Genomic DNA, 1,054 nt, shown 5'->3' with positions numbered 1-1,054 from the left:
GACGGCGATGTGGCCGCGCCGCCGCGCGTTCGGTAGGGCCGATTCGGTGCGCGCCGAGGCGGACGGCGTCGGCATCGAGGTCGTGTTCGGCGGTCGCGTCGTACTCGGCGACGGCCACGGCGTCGACGGCGTCGGCGACTCCCGAGGCGTCGGGCGCGGGTGTCGTCGGGAGGCCGGCGACCGTCCCGACGAGGACGGTCACGGCCAGCGAGAGCGCGGCCCACGTGTAGAGCGTATCGAGCGGTGCGTCGAGCATGGACCGGGGTGGTCCCGTCCGAGTATATAAACCTCAGCACGAGACGGCGACGGAAACGAAACCGGTGACGAGCGCCGCGAAGACCGCGACTCAGACGAGTGTTCCCGCGGCGGCGAATGCGACTGCGAACGTCGTCGTCGCCGACGCGAGCGCGCGGCCGACGCGGGAGGCAACGAGGTGGCGGTCGAGACCGTGTTCGACGCCGACCGAGAGCGTCGTCAAGATGACCGCCGAGAGGAGGACGTACGCGCCGACGGCCAGCCCGAGGTCGGCGGTCGAAAGCGGCGTTGCGACGGCCGTCTGGTCGAGCGACTTCGCGGGGGCCATCCCGTCGGCGAGCGCGACGGTCGCGCCGGCGACGAGCGGCCCGAAGACGGCCGCCGTGTTCGACAGCGTCTCCGTGACTGACGCGAGTTCGCGTCGGGCCTCGGCGTCGAGTCGGGAGAGCGCCGAAAGTTGGTCGGCCATCGAAACGATTGCGCAGGCCGGCGGGCGGCCTTCGCTGGCGGCGAGTCCGAGGAGCGTCGGCCCACGCCCGCGACGCGGGGGGCTCGGCGTCGATTCGAGGACGCCGTACTCGCCGCGGAAAGATTCGACGACGCCACGCGGAGCGGCGCTGGACGCCGACGGCCTCGTTCAGTAGGTCGCCCGTCTCGCCCGGGACGGAGGTGGCCGCGCGGGCGAGCGCGGATTCGACGGCCTCGCCCTCGCCGACGGCACGGCCGACGAGGTAGAGCGCGTCGGAGAGGCCGTCTTCGACCGCGCGGACGCGGGCTCTGAGCGCCACGACCGGGCGGG

2 pseudogenes are annotated in these 1,054 nt (G+C 73.3%); both read right to left on the bottom strand.

Features of this window, described 5'->3' with window-relative positions:
• Positions 1–256 (bottom strand): annotated as a pseudogene (locus NKF06_RS20625) (hypothetical protein); the annotation flags it as partial.
• A 90-nt stretch (positions 257–346) separates the two neighbouring features.
• Positions 347–1,054 (bottom strand): annotated as a pseudogene (locus NKF06_RS20620) (pilus assembly protein); the annotation flags it as partial.

It is taken from the genome of Haloferax sp. AB510, assembly GCF_024136985.1.
Taxonomy (GTDB): Archaea; Halobacteriota; Halobacteria; order Halobacteriales; family Haloferacaceae; genus Haloferax.
This window is presented reverse-complemented; position numbering and strand designations above follow the sequence as displayed.